This is a genomic window from Limnohabitans radicicola (genome assembly GCF_014837235.1).
Classification (GTDB): Bacteria; Pseudomonadota; Gammaproteobacteria; order Burkholderiales; family Burkholderiaceae_C; genus Limnohabitans_A; species Limnohabitans_A radicicola.
Genome location: NZ_JACYFT010000001.1, coordinates 1,569,592 through 1,582,173, shown reverse-complemented (window position 1 = coordinate 1,582,173; position 12,582 = coordinate 1,569,592). Strand labels below are relative to the sequence as shown.

The window sequence follows — 12,582 nt, the reverse complement described above, 5'->3', positions numbered from 1 at the left end:
CAATGGGCTGACGAAGCTGGGGATTGTGGGCTCGGAGCAGTTCATCAACTGAGGCTGTCCAAGAGAGGCGGTCCAGACGCACAAGTTGTTGAGTACGTTTCTTCCAAGGAAACTTTATCGCCCCGGCCCGCAAGGGTTGGGGCATCTTTTCAAACACAGATGTTTTTGATTTGTTCATGAGCACCAACACCCTGTACCCCCGCTTGCTGGGTGATGTGGGGGGAACCAACGCCCGCTTTGGCTGGCAAAGCCACGAAGGCGCAGCGCTGGAGCACATCCATGTATTGCCTTGCGCTGACCACGCGGACATCGCGCTCGCCATTGAAGCCTATCTGGCGCGTGCTGGCGTCGGCACGCCTGCGGCGGCCTGCATCGGCATCGCCAACCCGGTCACCGGTGACCACATCAGCATGACCAACCACCATTGGTCGTTCTCCATCCAGGCTCTCCAAAAACGCCTGTCACTGCAAAAGCTCAAAGTCATCAACGACTTCACTGCCCTGGCCCTGGCGCTGCTGTCACTGCCAGAAGAACAACGCACGCAACTGGGTGGGCAAGCACCTTGCGCGCATTCGGCCATTGCCCTGATCGGGCCGGGCACCGGGCTCGGTGTGTCGGGCCTGATTCCGCACGGCGACACAGGCTGGTCGGCGATCTCGGGCGAAGGAGGACACATCACGCTGGCTGCACACTCGGCACTCGAGTACCAGGTGATCGAACACATCCGCCAGCAATACGGCCATGTCTCGGCCGAACGCGTGCTGTGCGGCCAAGGCCTGGTGGATTTGCATCTGGCGCTGGCGGCTGTACAGCAGCAAGGGGTTGCTGCGGACCTCACCCCCGTGGACATCGTGCAGCACGCATTGACAGACAAAGACCCGGCCTGCCTGCGGACCTTGGACATGTTTGCCGGATTCTTGGGCTCGGTGGCGGGCGATCTGGCCCTCACCCTGGGCGCACGTGGTGGCGTTTACCTGGGTGGCGGCATCGTGCCCCGCCTGATGGGCTGGTTTGAAAGCTCCAGCTTCCGGGCCCGCTTTGAGGCCAAGGGCCGCTTCGCCAGCTACCTGCAAAAGATCCCGGTCTGGGTGATTCAGGCGAGCGAATCGCCCGCCCTGTGGGGCGCGGCCAATGCGCTGGACAACGAATGAGGCCTTGAGCCCTGCCCCCAACAAAAAAGCCGCTGACGCGGCTTTTTTGTTTTTGAAAGAACGGCCGTGTTCAGTCGGCGTAAACGCCTGCGGCCTTGATGATCGGGCTCCACTTGGCAATTTCAGCGGCGACAAACTTCTTGTGCTCCGCAGGTTCTGTGCGCTTGTCGGTCACCACCACCGCGCCCAGACCTTCTTGCTTCTTTACGAACTCGGGGTCCTTCAAAGCGGCTTTGAGTGCCGCATTGATCTTGGTCAGGATGTCGGCAGGTGTGCCTTTGGGGGCATACAGCCCGTGCCAAATCGTGACTTCAAAACCCTTGAGTCCCGAATCGTTGAGGGTGGGCAGATCCTTGAGTGCAGGCGTGGTCAGACGCTTGGTCGTCGTCACGGCAAAGGCCTTGATGCTCTTGCCTTCGATCTGACTGGTGGTGTTCGTCGTCTGATCGCACATCAGGTCGATCTGACCGCCAATCAGGTCGGTCATGGCAGGCGCCGTGCCTTTGTAGGGCACCGTGGTCATGTCGATTTTGATGGCGTTCTGGAACAGCAGACCGCACAGGTGCGATGCAGAACCGATGCCCGCATGACCCAGGTTGACCTTGTCCTTGTTGGCATTGATCCAGGTGCTCAGGTCTTTGTAGTTGGCTGCAGGCAAGCTGGGCTTGCCCACCAGGGTCATGGGCACATCGTTGATCATGCCCAGGTATTCGAAGTCGCTGTCGACCTTGAAGGGGATGTTGCGCACCAGGGTGGGCATGGTGGCCATGCCGATGTGGTGCAAGAGCAGTGTGTGGCCATCGGGTGCAGCTTTCGCCACCTTGTTGGCACCGATTGAGCCGCCCGCACCCGCGGCGTTGTCAACCACCACCACGGCGCCGCCCAGCGGCTTGCGCAAGGCTTCGGCCAGGTCGCGCGCCACACGGTCGGTCGGCCCGCCCGCAGTGAAAGGCACCACGATGGAAATCGGTTTGGTCCCGGGAAAGGCCTGCGCTTGCACGCCTGCAGAGACACAGGCCACAGCGGCCAAGGCAATCCATTGCTTCATGTTCAAACTCCTAAAATCAATTCAGGCAGTCTAGAACCAAAGTTGGGGCTTGGAATCGCGGAAATTACTTACCGCCAGACCCCATGAAAACCCTGACCAACAACCAGGAGTTCACTGGTAACTGCGGGCGTCCTCGATCACCTTGCCGTCGTTGGGCAGGCTGCCAGGGGCCATCAGGCTGACATCGCTGCGCAACTTGGTCACATCGCGCACCGCATCCGCGATGCGGGCTTTCAAGCCCTCGTCGGTCAAGGCATGGGTTTCCGCCTTGAAAGCCATCTGGTCATTGGCCATTTCACCGCTGACCACCAAACGCGCCTTGTTGACCTCGGGGAAACGCTTGACGATATCGGCAACTTGGCCCGGGTGCACGAACATGCCGCGCACCTTGGTGGTCTGGTCTGCACGGCCCATCCAGCCCTTGATGCGGGTGTTGGTGCGTCCAGTCGGGCAAGCCCCCGGCAGCACGGCCGACAAATCGCCCGTGCCGAAACGGATCAGCGGGTAATCGGGGTTCAGCACCGTGACCACCACTTCACCCACCTCGCCTTCAGCCACCGGGTCACCCGTGCCCGGGCGAACGATCTCGACAATCACACCCTCGTCGATCACGAGGCCTTCACGGGCCTGCGTTTCGTAAGCAATCAAACCCACATCGGCCGTGGCGTAGCACTGGTAACCGGCAATGCCGCGCTCAGCCAGCCAGTCACGCAGGGAAGGCGGGAACGCCTCGCCCGACACCAATGCCTTGGTGATGGACAGTTTCTGATTCGCCTCAGCCGCTTTTTCGACCAGGATCTTGAGGAAGCTGGGCGTACCCGAATACGCCACAGGACGCAGGTCGGCAATCGCAGCGAGCTGCTGCTCGGTGTTGCCAACGCCTCCCGGAATCACGGCGCAGCCGAGGGCCTGAGCGCCGCTTTCCATGATCCAGGCACCAGGCGTCAGGTGGTAACTGAAGCAGTTGTGCACCAGGTCACCAGCCTCAAAGCCGGCTGCCGCCATGGCGCGGGCAGCGCGCCAGTAGTCGGGCGCGTGGCCTTCGGGCTCGTAAATCGGGCCGGGCGACTGGTACACGCGGCGAACGCCCGCAGAGCGAACCATGCCCTTCCAGCCAATGCTCGCAAAACCACCAAACGGGTCTTGGGCACGCTGCGCTTGCTGGCGCTCCAGCAACTCGTATTTGCGCGTGACCGGCAGTTGGGCGAGTGCAGCGCGGGAGTTCACCGCTTGGGCGTCTACGCCCTGGAGGATGTCCGCAAAAGCCGCGCTGTGTTGTTGCGCATGTGCGATCTGTGCAGGCAAAGCCGCCATGAGCGCCGCTTCGCGGACTTCGGGGACGCGGGTTTCCAACGCATCGAGATGATGGGTCATGCGATTCTTTCGGGTACTTCTGAGAAGATGATGGCGAGGGTCAATGCATGCGCATCAAGCCAGCCAGCGCTTGCGGCGCTTGTAGCTCTTGACGTCCTTGAAGCTCTTGCGCTCGCCGCCGCCCACACCCAGGTAGAACTCTTTCACGTCTTCGTTGGTGCGCAGGTACTCGGCAGCACCATCCATCACCACGCGACCGGACTCCATGATGTAGCCGTAGTCGGCGTACTTGAGTGCCATGTTGGTGTTCTGCTCGGCGATCAGGAAAGTCACCTTTTCCTTCTCGTTCAAGTCCTTCACGATGTTGAACACCTCTTCCACGATCTGAGGAGCCAGGCCCATCGAAGGCTCATCGAGCAAGACCATGTTGGGGTTGGACATCAAGGCGCGACCAATCGCGCACATCTGCTGCTCACCGCCGGAGGTGTAGGCCGCTTGCGAGGTGCGGCGCGTCTTGAGGCGTGGGAAGTAGTTGTAGACCTTCTCAAGGTTGGCCGCGATTTCGCCCTTGTCGGTGCGGGTATAGCTGCCGGTCATCAGGTTTTCTTCGATGGTCAGGTGGGCAAAGCAGTGTCGACCTTCCATGACCTGCACCACGCCGCGGTTGACCAGGTCGGCAGGCGAGAGGTTCTCGATGCGTTCGCCACGGAACTCGATGGACCCTTTGGTCACCTCACCGCGCTCGCCCTTGAGCAGGTTGGAGATGGCACGCAGCGTGGTCGTCTTGCCCGCACCGTTGCCGCCCAGCAAAGCCACAATGCCTTGTTCGGGCACCTGCAGGGACACGCCCTTGAGCACCAGGATGACGTGGTTGTAAATGACTTCGATGCCGTTGACGTTCAGAACAATGTTTTTGTCGCTCATGGTCTTTGCCTATTCAACTTTCAAGGGTTCACCCAAACGGAAACCTCGCACGCGGGACTTCCATTTGGTGGCTGCACACAGAGCAGCCACTGCCCCACCGCTGGCGCGGTGGGGTGGATGCCATCAGGACTGGCAGTCCGCAGGCGTGCGGCGTGTCAGCTTTTTCTCTGCGGCGTACTTGTCGGCGTATTGCTTGACCAGAGGCTTGATGATGGAGGTATCGGCCTCGATCCAGTCAGACACGTAGTTCCACTTCTTGCCGTCCCAGGTATGCAAACGGGCAGAGCGCGAGCCTTCATGGTCCAGGCAAGATGTGCTCAGAGGCTGCATGACGGTGCCCAGGCCCAGCTTGTCCAGCGCTTTTTGGTCCAAGGTCAGGTTCTCCAGGCCCCAACGGATCTGTTCACCCGTCATGACCTTGCCCTTGCCGTAACGCGACTGGGCTTGACGCACAGCCTCGACGGCCAAAGCAGCGCTGACCAGACCACGGTTGTACAAAGTGGTGCCCACTTCTTCGGCAGGACCTGTGCCTTGCTTTTTGCCGTGCACATGGGTTTTGATGTCGGCAATGACCTTGCCGCCTTCGCCAGTGGCCACCAGACCGGTGTAGCCCTTGGCGGCTTCGCCCACGTCCTTGACATCAGGCTCGGCTGCCGACCACCACACACCATACATTTTTTCGCGGGGATAGCCGGTGGCCACAGCTTCTTTCAGGGCAGCAGAGTTCATCACGCCCCAGCCCCAGAGCAGCACGTAGTCAGGACGGGCCTGACGCACTTGCAGCCAGGTGGCTTTTTGCTCCACGCCTGGCGCAGTCACAGGCAGCAACTGCAGGTCAAAGCCTTGCATCTTGGCGCGCTCCTGCAGCAGCGGGATGGGTTCTTTGCCGTAAGGGCTGTCGTGGTACACCAGCGCAATCTTCTTGCCCTTGATGTTGCCACCTTCCTTCTTGGTGATGTGCTGCATGATGATGTCAGCACCCGACCAGTAAGTGCCTTGCAGCGGGAAGTTCCACTTGAACACTTGACCATCGCTGGACTCGGAGCGGCCGTAGCCGCCAGTGATCAGCGGGTTCTTGTCGGTGGGCGCTTTTTCAGTCAGGGCGAAAGTGATGCCGGTCGACAGCGGCTGGAAAATGCCGCCCTGGGCTTTGCCCTTCAGGCGTTCGTAGCACTCCACACCACGGTCGGTGGCGTAGGCGGTGTCGCACTCTTCGAAAGTGATCTTCACACCGTTGATACCGCCATCGCGGGCATTGATCAGTTTGAGGTAGTCGGCATAGCCGTTGGCCCATGGCACACCGTTGGGCGCATAAGCACCTGTGCGGTAAGGCAGCACGGGGAAGAACTGTTCCTTGGCTTGCGCGGATGCGAGCGAAGGCACCAGTGCGCTGGTCACACCAGCGGCAGCCACAGCAGCGGCCAAAACGAGTTGACGAAACTTCATGGATTTGTCTCCTGTTAGAAAAGTTGAAGCGAAGGGAAAAAGGAACGACTGGAAATCAGTGAGGGAAAGGCCAGAGACGCAGCTTTTGTTTGGCCACGGACCAGAGTTTGGCCAGACCGTGCGGCTCCACAATCAGGAACCAGACGATCAGTGCACCGAAAATGATCTGCTCGGCATGCGTCAAAGCCGCCGTGCTGACCTCAATGCCCACCATGCTGCCCAGCAATGGCAACACCAGATTGATGGCGATCGGCAAGATCACGATAAAGGCCGCACCAAAGAAGCTGCCCATGATGGAGCCCATGCCCCCCAGAATGACCATGAACAGCAGCTGGAATGAACGGTCCACCGAGAACGCCGCAGGCTCCCAGGAGCCCAGGTGCACAAAGGCCCACAAGGCACCCGCCACACCGACGATGAACGAGCTGACCGCAAAAGCGCTGAGCTTGGCGTACATGGGACGGATGCCGATCACCGAGGCGGCCACGTCCATGTCGCGGATAGCCATCCACTCGCGGCCGATGGCGCTGCGCACCAGGTTCTTGGCCAGCAGGCCGAACACCACCAGGAAACTCAAGCAGAACAGGTATTTCTGAAGAGGTGTTTGCACAGGCAAACCGAACACACTCAGGTCCGACACCGAAGCGGTGCCCGAAGCCGAATCGTTGGTGAACCACTTGATGCGCAGGAACGCCCAGTCGCAAAAGAACTGCGCCGCCAAGGTGGCCACGGCCAGGTACAGGCCCTTGACGCGCAAGCTCGGAATGCCGAAGAAAATACCCACCAGCGTGGCAAATACCCCACCCATGAGCAGCGACACGATCAGGGGCAAGCCCTCCACGCGCACAAAGAAGTTGTAGGCCGCATAGGCCCCCACCGCCATGAAGGCGCCAGAACCCAGCGAAATCTGACCGCAGTAACCGACCAGGATGTTCACCCCCAAAGCCGCCAGCGACAGAATCAGGAAGGGGATCAGGATGGCGCGGTACATGTATTCGTCGGCCACAAACGGGACGGCAATGAAGGCCAGCGCCACCAGCAGCAGCACACCCCAGCGGTCCTGCGCGATCGGGAAGATCTGCTGGTCCGCGTTGTACGACGTTTTGAATTGACCGTTTTCTCTGTAGAACATATTTTTCCCTTACACGCGGTCGATGATTTTTTCGCCGAACAGACCTTGTGGGCGGATCAGCAAGAAGCCCAGCGCCAGCACATAGGCAAACCAGATTTCGATGCCACCACCCACATATGGGCCGAGGAACACTTCGGACAGCTTCTCACCCACACCGATGATCAGACCCCCGATGATGGCGCCCGGCACCGAGGTCAGGCCCCCCAAAATCACCACGGGCAAGGCACGCAACGCCACCGTGGACAGCGAGAACTGCACACCCAGCTTGGAGCCCCAAATCATGCCGGCCACCAAAGCCACCACACCCGCCACGCACCAAACGATGACCCAGATCCGGTTGAGCGGAATGCCAATCGACTGCGCCGCCTGGTGGTCATCGGCCACCGCACGGAGCGCACGACCTGTACTGGTTTTCTGGAAAAACACACTCAGTGCTGCCACCAGCGCCGCCGCGATCACGGCCGCCACCAGGTCTTCCTGGCTGATGAGCAGACCGCCTTCGAACACACTCTGGAACGCCATCAGCGGGTCCTTGGGCATGCCCACGTCGATCTTGTAGATGTCGCTGCCAAAGATGGTCTGACCCAGACCGTCCAGAAAATAAGTGATGCCCAATGTGGCCATCAGCAGCGTGGTGCCCTCCTGGTTGACCAGGTGGCGCAACACCAGGTATTCAACCACCCAGGCCACGAGGAACATGACGCCTGCGGCCAGCACAAAAGCGATCAGGTTGGCCGCCAGTGGGCTGGTGATGCCGGCATACAGGGGCACCCACTCGGCAAAGCGGGCCATGGCCAGCGCTGCAAACAGCACCATCGCACCCTGCGCGAAATTGAACACCCCCGAAGCCTTGTAAATGAGCACAAAGCCCAAAGCCACCAGCGAATACAGCATGCCGGCCATCAGACCGCCAATCAATGTTTCAAGAAAAAATCCCATGATGTCTCCGCTCAGTGAGAGGTGCCGAGGTAAGCCCGGATCACGTCTTCGTTGTTGCGCACTTCTTCGGGTTCGCCGTCACCGATCTTCTTGCCATAGTCGAGCACGACCACACGGTCCGAAATGTCCATCACCACGCCCATGTCGTGCTCGATCAGCACGATGGTGGTGCCAAACTCGTCGTTCACGTCGAGGATGAAGCGGCACATGTCCTGTTTTTCTTCCAGGTTCATACCGGCCATGGGCTCGTCGAGCAAGAGCACTTGGGGCTCCATGGCCAGGGCACGGCCGAGGTCCACGCGCTTTTGCAGGCCGTAGGGCAACTGGCCCACGGGGGTTTTGCGGAACGCCTGGATTTCAAGGAAATCGATGATGTGCTCGACTTTTTCGCGGTGCGCCTCTTCTTCGCGGGCTGCTGGGCCCACGCGCAAAGCCTGCATCAGGATATTGCTTTTGATCTTGAGGTTGCGACCGGTCATGATGTTGTCGATCACGCTCATGCCCTTGAACAAAGCCAGGTTCTGGAACGTGCGGGCAATGCCCATCTCGGCCACCTGACGGCTGTTCATGTGGTCAAAGGTCTGACCACGGAAAGTGATCGAGCCTTCTTGCGGCGTGTACACGCCGTTGATGCAGTTGAGCATCGAGCTTTTGCCTGCACCGTTGGGGCCGATGATCGAGCGGATCTCGTGTTCCTTCACGTTGAAGGAAATGTCGGTCAAGGCTTTCACGCCACCGAACCGGAGGCTGATGTTCTGGACGTCGAGGATGACGTCACCAATCACTTTACTCATGCTGCTGCCTTCACAGGGGTGAATGTCTTCGCATCCGAAATCTTGAGCGTGGCGCTCACGCTGCCGGTGCGACCGTCTTCAAACTTGACCACGGTCTCAATGAACTGCTCGGTCTTGCCGTCATACAGGCCGTCAACCAGTGGCTGGTACTTCTCGGCGATGAAGCCGCGGCGAACCTTGTTGGTGCGGGTCAACTCGCCGTCGTCGGCGTCCAGTTCTTTGTGCAGCACCAGGAAGCGGCTGACCTGGCTGCCCGCCAGCAAGGCGTCCTCGGCCAGATCGGCATTGACCTTTTCGACGCAGTCCTTGATCAGCTGGTACACCTCAGGCTTTTGGGCCAGATCGGTGTAACCGGCATAAGGCAGGTTGCGGCGCTCGGCCCAGTTGCCCACGGCGTCGAAGTCGATGTTGATCATCACGCAGGCTTTTTCGCGCTGGTCACCGTACGCCACAACCTCCTTGATGAAGGGGAAAAACTTGAGTTTGTTCTCGACGTACTTGGGCGCGAACATGGCGCCATCGTTGGCGCCGCCTTTGAGGCGACCCACGTCTTTCACACGGTCAATGATCTTCAAGTGCCCATGGTTGTCGATGAAGCCTGCATCGCTGGTGTGGTACCAGCCATCGGCCGTCAACACTTCGGCCGTGGCTTCGGGGTTCTTGTAATAGCCTTTGAGCAAGCCTGGCGACTTGACCAGGATCTCGCCGTTGTCGGCCACCTTGATCTCCACCCCTTTGCACGGCACGCCCACGGTGTCGGCACGCGCTTCGTTGTCGGGTTGCAGGCAGACAAACACGGCAGTCTCGGTCGAGCCGTACAACTGCTTGATGTTCACGCCGATCGAGCGGTAGAAAGTGAACAAGTCCGGGCCAATGGCCTCGCCCGCGGTGTAGGCCACGCGCACTCGGCTGAAACCCAGGTTGTTGCGCAGCGGGCCGTACACCATGAAATTGCCCAAGGCATATTTCAGGCGATCCACCAGACCCACGGATTGGCCATCCATGAGTGCGGGGCCGACTTTCTTGGCCACGTTCATGAAGGCATGGAACATTTTGCGCTTGAAAGCACCTGCATCTTCCATACGGATCATGACGCTGGTGAGCATGCCCTCGAACACGCGGGGAGGCGCAAAGTAATAGGTGGGGCCGATTTCTTTCAAATCGATGGTCACCGTGGCACCCGACTCAGGGCAGTTGACCACATAACCACACACCAGCCACTGGGCGTAGCTGAAGATGTTCTGACCGATCCAGGCGGGCGGCATGTACGCCAGCACGTCTTCCGCGCTGGTCAGTTTGTCGAACTCGGCACCGGCTTGCGCACGGTCGATCAAGGTGCCGTGCGTGTGCACCACGCCTTTGGGATTGCCCGTGGTGCCCGAGGTGAAAAACATCGCGGCGACATCGTCGCTGCTGCCCTTTTCCACTTCGAGGTGGAAAAACTGGGGATGCTGCACCATGAACACCTGGCCCGCAGCGATCAGCTCGTCGACCGAACCCAGGCCATCTTCCACGTAGTTGCGCAGGCCGCGCGGGTCGTCATAAAAAATGTGTGCCAGCTGCGGGCATTGCTCACGCACTTCCAGCATCTTGTCGACTTGCTCCTGGTCTTCCACCACGCAAAAACGCACTTCGGCATTGTTGATGGGGAATACGCACTCGGGCGCTGCCGCGTCCTGGTACAGGTTCACGGGAATGGCGCCCAGCGACTGTGCGGCCAGCATGGTGGCCGACAGACGGGGTCGGTTGGAGCCCACAATGACCATGTGCTCACCGCGCTGCAAGCCCGCCTGGTGCAAGCCGCAGGCAATGGCCTCGACCAGTTTGGCCAAATCCGCCCAAGGGGTGGTTTGCCAAATGCCATATTCCTTTTCACGCAAGGCGGGCGCCGCTGGGCGCTCCGCAGCATGCTTGAGCATCAATCGGGGAAACGTTGTTTGCATCACGTAGCCTGTCTCCAAAAGCACTGCAGAAAAAGTGACTGCAGCTGAACTTGAACGGATGCTATGCCTCAGTTTGACGTCAAGTTGTCGTTTCGACGACAATTCAGGGTAGACCCCTAGCGCAACTGACAGCCGACTGACGCGGCCACACCGCCCATGAGCACCCCACCCAGCGTTTACCAACGTCGCAGACCTCCTACCCCCAGCGAATTGACCCAAATTCCCTGGCTGGCCCTGTTGCAAGCCGATGAACGGGCGCAGATCGTGCCCCAGCTGGTGGTGAGCGATCCGCAGGCGGGCGACTATGTGTGCCGCGTGGGGCGTCCGGTCACCTATTGGTTTGGCGTCATCTCGGGTCTGCTCAAGATGAGCAGCGACAACGAACAAGGTCACACCATGACCTTCACCGGCGTGCCGCCGGGCGGCTGGTTTGGCGAAGGCACGGCACTCAAGCGCGAGAGCTACCGCTACAACATCCAGGCCCTGCGCGCCAGCGTGGTGGCGGGCTTGCCGGTCGACACCTTCCACTGGCTGCTGGACCACTCGATCGGCTTCAACCGCTTCATCATGAGCCAGCTCAACGAACGCCTGGGTCAGTTCATTGCGGCCCGTGAGGTGGATCGCCTGAACAACCCCGAGATCAAGGTCGCCCGCAATCTGGCGGCACTGTTCAACCCCGTGCTGTTTTCCGGTGTGGGCGAGGTGCTTCGCATCACGCAGCAAGAGCTGGCCTATCTGGCGGGGCTGTCGCGCCAGCGGGTGAACGAGGCATTGCGCGTGCTCGAAGCCCAGCAGCTCATCCGCGTCGAATACGGTGGCCTGCGCATCCTGAACCTGGACGGCTTGCGCCAGACCGTGTTCAAGCAAAGCGGCGACAATCCTTGAAGTTTTTCCAGCACCACCCCCTATGAACCCCACTCCGGCTTTCAAACGCGCACCCCGTCCTGAGGGCAAAGGCGCCGACGCCTCGGCCACAGGCACCCAGCGGCTGAACAAACGCATGGCCGAGCTGCGCATGTGCTCGCGCCGCGAGGCAGACGCCTGGATCGAGCAAGGCTGGGTCAAGGTCAACGGCCAGCCCGCCAGCATGGGCCAGCAAGTCACCCTGTCGGACCGCATCACCGTGGACAAAGCGGCCGAGCAGCAGCAAGAGCGGCGGGTCACCATCTTGCTGCACAAACCCATGGGCTATGTGAGCGGCCAGGCCGAAGACGGGCACGAACCGGCCATCACCCTCATCAACCCGCGCAGCCACTGGATGGGCGACCCGTCCAAGCTGCGCTTCACACCGCCGCAACTTCGCGGCCTGGCCCCGGCCGGGCGCCTGGACATCGACTCCACCGGTCTTTTGGTGCTGACACAGGACGGCCGCGTGGCACGCCAGCTGATTGGCGAAGACTCCGAGATGGAGAAGGAATACCTGGTGCGCGTGGCCTACACCGGGCACGAGAACACCGCCGCCGCGTCAGCAGCGTCCGCCACCTACGGCGGCAAGGCCACACAGCTGAGCAGCATCGACGAGAACGATCGCGTGACCAGCAATGTGCAGGCTGTGTTCCCGGCAGCCCAACTGGAGCGCCTGCGCCACGGCCTGAGCCTGGACGGCAAGCCGCTCAAGCCTGCCAAAGTGGAGTGGCAAAACCCCGAGCAGCTGCGCTTTGTGCTGACCGAAGGCAAGAAGCGCCAAATCCGCCGCATGTGCGAACAAGTGGGCCTCAAAGTCGTCGGCCTCAAGCGCATCCGCATGGGCCGTGTGCAGCTGGGCCAGATGCCTGCGGGCACTTGGCGGTATCTGGGGCCCAACGAGTCGTTCTGACCCCCTCTTGAAACCCTGCCAGACGCCCCCAACTGCGGGGCGTTTTGGTTTTTTGATCTTTTGTTTTTGACCTTT

The 12,582-nt window shown here is 60.4% G+C and carries 11 protein-coding genes; 3 read left to right on the top strand and 8 right to left on the bottom strand.

Annotated elements, in window-relative coordinates; genetic code table 11:
- Positions 1 to 176: 176 nt before the first annotated feature.
- Positions 177 to 1,151, top strand: a complete 975-nt coding sequence (locus IC609_RS07790; RefSeq protein ID WP_191818831.1) for a glucokinase — start codon at positions 177 to 179, stop codon at positions 1,149 to 1,151.
- Between the two features lie 70 nt (positions 1,152 to 1,221).
- Here the strand turns inward: IC609_RS07790 and IC609_RS07785 are convergent, their stop codons facing one another.
- The 8 genes from IC609_RS07785 to IC609_RS07750 form a co-directional block, all read right to left on the bottom strand.
- On the bottom strand, positions 1,222 to 2,199 hold the full coding sequence (locus IC609_RS07785; RefSeq protein WP_191818830.1) for a tripartite tricarboxylate transporter substrate-binding protein: 978 nt from the start codon (positions 2,197 to 2,199) through the stop codon (positions 1,222 to 1,224).
- Positions 2,200 to 2,310: 111 nt separating this feature from the next.
- Positions 2,311 to 3,573, bottom strand: coding sequence for a phenylacetate--CoA ligase family protein (locus IC609_RS07780; protein WP_191818829.1), 1,263 nt, complete (start codon positions 3,571 to 3,573; stop codon positions 2,311 to 2,313).
- A 54-nt stretch (positions 3,574 to 3,627) separates the two neighbouring features.
- Complete coding sequence (locus IC609_RS07775) at positions 3,628 to 4,437, bottom strand: ABC transporter ATP-binding protein (protein ID WP_191818828.1); 810 nt, start codon at positions 4,435 to 4,437, stop codon at positions 3,628 to 3,630.
- 123 nt (positions 4,438 to 4,560) lie between these two features.
- Complete coding sequence (locus IC609_RS07770; RefSeq protein ID WP_191818827.1) at positions 4,561 to 5,883, bottom strand: ABC transporter substrate-binding protein; 1,323 nt, start codon at positions 5,881 to 5,883, stop codon at positions 4,561 to 4,563.
- A gap of 55 nt (positions 5,884 to 5,938) precedes the next feature.
- Positions 5,939 to 7,015 (bottom strand): branched-chain amino acid ABC transporter permease, encoded by a 1,077-nt coding sequence (locus IC609_RS07765; protein WP_191818826.1) that lies wholly within the window; start codon positions 7,013 to 7,015, stop codon positions 5,939 to 5,941.
- Positions 7,016 to 7,024: 9 nt separating this feature from the next.
- On the bottom strand, positions 7,025 to 7,954 hold the full coding sequence (locus IC609_RS07760; RefSeq protein WP_191818825.1) for a branched-chain amino acid ABC transporter permease: 930 nt from the start codon (positions 7,952 to 7,954) through the stop codon (positions 7,025 to 7,027).
- A gap of 11 nt (positions 7,955 to 7,965) precedes the next feature.
- Positions 7,966 to 8,748 (bottom strand): ABC transporter ATP-binding protein, encoded by a 783-nt coding sequence (locus tag IC609_RS07755; RefSeq protein WP_191818824.1) that lies wholly within the window; start codon positions 8,746 to 8,748, stop codon positions 7,966 to 7,968.
- Entirely contained in the window at positions 8,745 to 10,691 is a 1,947-nt protein-coding gene (locus IC609_RS07750; RefSeq protein ID WP_191818823.1) for an AMP-dependent synthetase/ligase, read from the bottom strand. The genes IC609_RS07755 and IC609_RS07750 overlap by 4 nt, the downstream gene beginning before the upstream one ends.
- 156 nt (positions 10,692 to 10,847) lie before the next feature.
- Here IC609_RS07750 and IC609_RS07745 point away from each other — a divergent pair, with 156 nt between their 5' ends.
- Positions 10,848 to 11,576, top strand: a complete 729-nt coding sequence (locus IC609_RS07745) for a Crp/Fnr family transcriptional regulator (RefSeq protein WP_191818822.1) — start codon at positions 10,848 to 10,850, stop codon at positions 11,574 to 11,576.
- Between the two features lie 22 nt (positions 11,577 to 11,598).
- The gene (locus IC609_RS07740; protein ID WP_191818821.1) at positions 11,599 to 12,507 is read left to right on the top strand and encodes a pseudouridine synthase; all 909 of its coding nucleotides are present in this window, start codon (positions 11,599 to 11,601) and stop codon (positions 12,505 to 12,507) included.
- Positions 12,508 to 12,582: the final 75 nt, after the last annotated feature.

What these genes read in the sequence shown, in the direction of transcription:
- IC609_RS07770 (WP_191818827.1), bottom strand. Translation starts at nt 5,883, where the DNA reads ATGAAGTTTCGTCAACTCGTTTTGGCCGCTGCTGTGGCTGCCGCTGGT.
- IC609_RS07755 (WP_191818824.1), bottom strand. Translation starts at nt 8,748, where the DNA reads ATGAGTAAAGTGATTGGTGACGTCATCCTCGACGTCCAGAACATCAGC.
- IC609_RS07765 (WP_191818826.1), bottom strand. Translation starts at nt 7,015, where the DNA reads ATGTTCTACAGAGAAAACGGTCAATTCAAAACGTCGTACAACGCGGAC.
- IC609_RS07740 (WP_191818821.1), top strand. Translation starts at nt 11,599, where the DNA reads ATGAACCCCACTCCGGCTTTCAAACGCGCACCCCGTCCTGAGGGCAAA.
- IC609_RS07790 (WP_191818831.1), top strand. Translation starts at nt 177, where the DNA reads ATGAGCACCAACACCCTGTACCCCCGCTTGCTGGGTGATGTGGGGGGA.
- IC609_RS07785 (WP_191818830.1), bottom strand. Translation starts at nt 2,199, where the DNA reads ATGAAGCAATGGATTGCCTTGGCCGCTGTGGCCTGTGTCTCTGCAGGC.
- IC609_RS07780 (WP_191818829.1), bottom strand. Translation starts at nt 3,573, where the DNA reads ATGACCCATCATCTCGATGCGTTGGAAACCCGCGTCCCCGAAGTCCGC.
- IC609_RS07750 (WP_191818823.1), bottom strand. Translation starts at nt 10,691, where the DNA reads ATGCAAACAACGTTTCCCCGATTGATGCTCAAGCATGCTGCGGAGCGC.
- IC609_RS07760 (WP_191818825.1), bottom strand. Translation starts at nt 7,954, where the DNA reads ATGGGATTTTTTCTTGAAACATTGATTGGCGGTCTGATGGCCGGCATG.
- IC609_RS07745 (WP_191818822.1), top strand. Translation starts at nt 10,848, where the DNA reads ATGAGCACCCCACCCAGCGTTTACCAACGTCGCAGACCTCCTACCCCC.
- IC609_RS07775 (WP_191818828.1), bottom strand. Translation starts at nt 4,437, where the DNA reads ATGAGCGACAAAAACATTGTTCTGAACGTCAACGGCATCGAAGTCATT.